The following is a 4,764-nucleotide window of genomic DNA, read 5'->3' on the forward strand; positions in this document are numbered from 1 at the left end:
ATCTTCGCGTCGTACACCACGCCGCCCGCGAACGAGAAGCCCTTGCCGCGCGGCGTCGCGAGGAACCCCAGCTGGCCTTGCACGGCGTCCATCAGCACGCCGTCGACGCGCCCCGTGACGAGGTCCGCATACGCCTGGTCGTAGCTCGGATACGGCACGACCTCGACCTTCGCGGGCGCCCACTTCTCACGCGCATAGGTTTCCTGGACCGTGCCCTGTTCGACCGCGACGCGCTTGCCGGCGAGCTTCGCCGCGTCCGGCAGCAGCCCCGACCCGGTGCGCGCGATCAGCCGCGTCTGGTTGCGGTACAGGCGATCGGTGAAGTCGATCTGCTGGCGCCGCTGTTCGGTCGCGGCCATCGACGACAGGATCACGTCGAACTTGCGCGCCTGCAGCCCCGGAATCAGCCCGTCGAAACTGCTCGACACCCACACGCATTTCGCCTTCAGCTTCGCGCACAGCGCGTTGCCGAGATCGATGTCGAAGCCTTTCACGCTGCCGTCGGTCGCGGTCGATTCGAACGGCGGATAGGTGGGGTCGACGCCGATGCGGATGGTCGTCCATTCCTTCGCCGACGCCAGCGACGCGAAGGCCATCGCGGCGGCGGACAGGAGAATCGTGAGGCGCGTCTTCATGGTCAGGCTCCGTTCGTGTGGGGAAGAGTGGGCGTGCACGTCAGCTCGGGAATTCGCCGCGCTGAAAATCGTTCGACAGTTCGAGCGCGTCGGCCATCTCGCCGACGGTGACCGGCTTGATCGGCGCGCGAATCCGGTAGTGACCGACGTCGCCGACGCCGCGCTGCTGCACGTCGGCGATCAGCTCGCCGACCGTCGTGCCGCACCAGCGTCCCTGGCACGGACCCATGCCGCAGCGCGTAAACGCCTTCATCTGGTTCGGCCCCTGACAGCCGAGCGCCGCGAGCTGGCGGATCTCGCCGGCCGTGACTTCCTCGCAGCGGCACACGATCGTGTCGTCGTCGGGGCGGCGCAGCGCGGCGGGCGGCGTGTACAGCGCGTCGAGCAGCGGGCGCACCGCGAGGTGGCGGTGCAACGCGCGCAGCACCGGGCGTTCGCGTGCGGCCTGCCGTTGCGTGTCGAGCGCGCCGAGTTGCGCGGCGATGTCGAGCGCCGACACTTCGCCGGCGAGTGCCGCCGCCCGCGCGCCGCCGATGCCCGCGCCGTCGCCTGCGATCCACACGTGCGGCACGCTGCTGCGGCCGCGCGCGTCGCACTGAGGCCGCCAGCATGCCGACGATTCGTCCCATTCGTGTGCGCAGCCGAGCGAGCGGGCAAGCTGCGTCGACGGAATGACGCCCTGATGCAGCAGCACGAGCGACGTGTCGAGCGTTTGCACGATGCCGTCTTCGTCGCGAAAGCGGATGCGTTCGGCGCGGCTTTCGCCGTCGATGCGGACGTCGGTCGCGCCGCGATACACCGGAATCCCGGCGCGGCGCACCGCGCGCAGCATGCGCCAGCCCTTGAGCAGATAGTCGGCGCCGCGCAGCGCCGGCAGCGCATGCGGGAGCGCGCGGCGCCACGCATCGCGCGGTGTCGTGTCGACCAGCGCGCGCACGCGCCGGCCGGCATTCAGCAATTGCGCGGCGAACAGCCACAGCAGCGGGCCGCTGCCCGCGAGCACGGCGTCGGCGGACGGCGCGAGGCCGGACGCCTTCAACAGCGTCTGCGCGGCGCCGACGCCCATCACGCCGGGCAACGTCCAGCCGGGTACCGGCCACGGCCGCTCCTGCGTGCCGGTCGCGATCAGCACCGCGCGCGCGCCGATTTCGAGCGTGCCGCGCGCCGGGCCGCCTTGCGTGAGCATCGCGACGGGCGCCGGTTCGAACGCGATTTGCCACACGACGCTGCGCGGCACGTAATGCGCGCCGCTGGCGAGCAGGCCGTCGACGAGCGGGCGGCCCGCCGTGTAGTCGGCGCCAAGCCATTGCGCGAGCGGCGCCGGCGCATCGGCCACGTTGCGGTAGATCTGGCCGCCGGGCGCGCGTCCTTCATCCGCGACGACGACCGACAAGCCGGCCGCACGCGCGGCAGTCGCCGCCGCCATGCCGGCCGGCCCGGCGCCGACGATCAGCAGGTCGCACTGGCGGCGCGTCATGCGAGCCTCGCCTTGCCGTGCATCGCGCGCACCTGCATGCCGACGGCAACGGGCGTCATGCAGCCTTGCACGTTCGGTACGCCGTCGATTTCGACGAGGCAGTCGAAGCACACGCCCATCATGCAGAACGGGCCGCGCGGCGCGCCGCTCACGGCGCTCGTGCGGCACGCGGCCGAGCCGGCGGCGAGCATCGCGGCCGCGACGCTGTAATGCGCGGGTACGTCGTGCGGCGTGCCGTCGATATGGATGCGCACGCGCTCGAGCAGCGCGGCGGCGGGAATGAGCGGTTCAAACATGCCGGGCTTCCGTGGGCGCGGCGAAGCGCGCGGTGGTAAAGGCGGACAGGTCGGCCGGCGCGGCGCCGCCTGCGATCCACGGCGCGACGAGATCGGCGTGAGTCGCCGCGAGCGTCACGCCGCTGTGGCAGATCGCGATGAACGCGCCGGGGTACGTGGCCGACGCCTCGTAGACGGGCAGGCCGTCGGGCGTCATGATGCGCAGCGCACCCCACGCGCGCACGATGCGCGCATGGGCCAGCGCCGGGAACGCGGTGCGGGCGCGGCGTGCGATGTCGACCATCGCGGGGCGTGTCTGGCCGTCGTCGAAGCCGACGTCTTCGGCCGAATCGCCGAGGAGCACCGAGCCTTCCGGCGTTTGCCGGACGACGAGTGTCGGATAGTCGAGAAACGGCGCGAGGCGTTCGGTGACCATGATCTGGCCGCGCAGCGGCGAGATCGGTGCGCGCAGGTCGACCATCGGCGCGAGCCGCGCGTTGTCGAGGCCGGCCGCGAGCACCACGCGCCCGGCTTCGAGCTGCGCGTGGTGCGTGTCGATCTCGAAGCGCCCGGCGCGCGGCCGGATCTCGGTGACTTCGCTGCGCGGCAGATAGACGCCGCCGCACTGCTGAAACGCCTGCAGCATCGCGCGCAGCGTGGTGAGCGGATTCGCGTGACCGTCGTTCGGCGACCACAGCGCGCCGGCCAGCGACGGCGACGCCGCGGGAACGCGCCGGCGCAGCGCCGCCGGATCGAGCACCTCGTACGACAGCGCGGCTTCCTGCCGGCGCAGCGATTCGAGCAGGTCGGTCGCGCTGTCGAGTTCCGCGCGCTGCTCGAACAGCTCGATGCCGCCCGGGCGCTCGAACGCGCAGTCCACGCCCGTTTCGCGCTGCAACTGCGCGGCGAAAGCGTGCCAGCGCTCGGACGATTCGCGCGACCAGCGCGCATACGGCAGGCAGCGGCCGCCCTTGCCCTGCACCCACACGAGCCCGAAATTGCCGCGCGCCGCGCGAAACGCGATGTCGTCGCCGTCGCACACCGCGACGCGCTGGCCGAGACGCGCGATGCCCCACGCGATGGCCATGCCGACGAGACCGCCGCCGGCCACGACGACGTCGAAGCGGCGCACGGTCATGCGCGGCTCCGGTATCGCGGGTGAGGCGGTTGCGTGTTATATCCCATGGTGGCGCGGCTCCTTGCTTTCAATACGTTGCGGAACCGATTTTCGGGCAGGCAAAATGGGCTGTCCAATACAGCTTGATCAACGACCCATAATCCAGTGTTATGACCACGCCCTCGCTCAGGATTCGCCAGATCGAAGCGTTTCGCGCAGTGATGCAGCGCCATACCGTCACGCGTGCGGCACGCGATCTCCATATCTCGCAGCCGGCCGTGAGCCGGCTGATCGCCGATCTCGAGGACCGGGTCGGCTTCGTGCTGTTCGAGCGGCAGCAGGGGCGCTTCACGCCGACCGCGCAGGCGCGTGTGCTGTACGAGGAGGTCGAACGCGCGTTCGTCGGCCTCGACCGCGTCGCGCAGGCCGCCGAGCAGATCCGCGCGATGCGGCGCGGCACGCTGCGCGTGGCCGGCTCGCCGGCCGTCGCGCTCGACCTGCTGCCGCAGCTCGTCACGCATTTCTCGCACGCGCATCCGGGGGTCGACATCACGTTGCTCGCGCACAGTGCGTCCACCGTCGTCGACAAGGTCGCGTCGGGGCAATGCGATGTCGGGCTGATCGCTGAACCCGTCCCGCATCCGGCCGTGCGCGGCGAGCGGCTCGCGGAAAGCGCGATGCGCTGCATCGTGCCGCGTGGGCATCGGCTCGCGCGCAAACGCGTGGTGCGGCCGGCCGACCTGCGCGACGAAGCGTTCATCTCGTTTCCGCCGAGTTTCGAGGCGCGCAGCGCGATCGATCGCGTATTCGTCGAAGCCGGCGTGTCGCGCGTGCTGTCGATCGAGGCGCAACTGTCGCAGACGATCGTCGCGTTCGTCGCGAACGGTGCCGGCGTCGCGCTGATCGATCCGGTGACGGCCGCGTATGCGGGGCAGCGCGTGGCCGTCAAGCCGTTCGAGCCGGCCGTGCCCGATCACTTCTATCTGGTGACGTCCGCGTCGCAGCCGCTGTCGATGCTCGGCGATGCGTTCTGCGCGGATTTGCGCGACGCGTTCGCGCGGATGCGGGCGCTGCGCGACGCGTAAGCAGGAGGGGGGGAAATCGTCTCGAGCGCGCCGGACGCCGTCGGGCGTGCCGGCGCGTTGCCGTTTCGGCCGGGATTCCGGCTCAGGCGAGCGCGTTGTCCGTTACCGGTGTGGCGGATGCAGGCGACTTGGTTGCGTCCGCATCCTTCGCCCCCGCCAGCCGTCGATAACGCGC

The 4,764-nt window shown here is 71.2% G+C and carries 5 protein-coding genes; 1 reads left to right on the plus strand and 4 read right to left on the minus strand.

Features of this window, described 5'->3' with window-relative positions:
- The 4 genes from JMF90_RS24530 to JMF90_RS24545 form a co-directional block, all read right to left on the minus strand.
- The coding region (locus JMF90_RS24530) for a transporter substrate-binding domain-containing protein (protein WP_201325530.1) at nucleotides 1-635 on the minus strand (635 nt) is incomplete at its 3' end.
- A gap of 40 nt (nucleotides 636-675) precedes the next feature.
- The gene (locus JMF90_RS24535) at nucleotides 676-2,112 is read right to left on the minus strand and encodes an NAD(P)/FAD-dependent oxidoreductase (protein ID WP_054928564.1); all 1,437 of its coding nucleotides are present in this window, start codon (nucleotides 2,110-2,112) and stop codon (nucleotides 676-678) included.
- A complete protein-coding gene (locus JMF90_RS24540; RefSeq protein ID WP_054928565.1) occupies nucleotides 2,109-2,408 on the minus strand; it encodes a (2Fe-2S)-binding protein in 300 nt (99 codons plus the stop codon). Before JMF90_RS24540 ends, JMF90_RS24535 begins: the two co-directional genes overlap by 4 nt.
- Entirely contained in the window at nucleotides 2,401-3,525 is a 1,125-nt protein-coding gene (locus JMF90_RS24545; RefSeq protein WP_054928566.1) for an FAD-binding oxidoreductase, read from the minus strand. The genes JMF90_RS24540 and JMF90_RS24545 overlap by 8 nt, the downstream gene beginning before the upstream one ends.
- Before the next feature lie 149 nt (nucleotides 3,526-3,674).
- On the opposite strand from JMF90_RS24545, the gene JMF90_RS24550 reads away from it, so the two are divergent.
- Nucleotides 3,675-4,589: a LysR substrate-binding domain-containing protein gene (locus tag JMF90_RS24550; protein ID WP_054928567.1), complete on the plus strand. Its 915-nt coding sequence runs from the start codon at nucleotides 3,675-3,677 to the stop codon at nucleotides 4,587-4,589.
- Nucleotides 4,590-4,764 lie beyond the last annotated feature (175 nt).

The organism is Burkholderia sp. E168m23 (genome assembly GCF_016586125.1).
Classification (GTDB): Bacteria; Pseudomonadota; Gammaproteobacteria; order Burkholderiales; family Burkholderiaceae; genus Burkholderia; species Burkholderia orbicola.

Excerpts from the sequence above, each read along its gene's own strand:
- JMF90_RS24535 (WP_054928564.1), bottom strand. The coding sequence starts at position 2,112 with ATGACGCGCCGCCAGTGCGACCTGCTGATCGTCGGCGCCGGGCCGGCC.
- JMF90_RS24540 (WP_054928565.1), bottom strand. The coding sequence starts at position 2,408 with ATGTTTGAACCGCTCATTCCCGCCGCCGCGCTGCTCGAGCGCGTGCGC.
- JMF90_RS24550 (WP_054928567.1), top strand. The coding sequence starts at position 3,675 with ATGACCACGCCCTCGCTCAGGATTCGCCAGATCGAAGCGTTTCGCGCA.
- JMF90_RS24545 (WP_054928566.1), bottom strand. The coding sequence starts at position 3,525 with ATGACCGTGCGCCGCTTCGACGTCGTCGTGGCCGGCGGCGGTCTCGTC.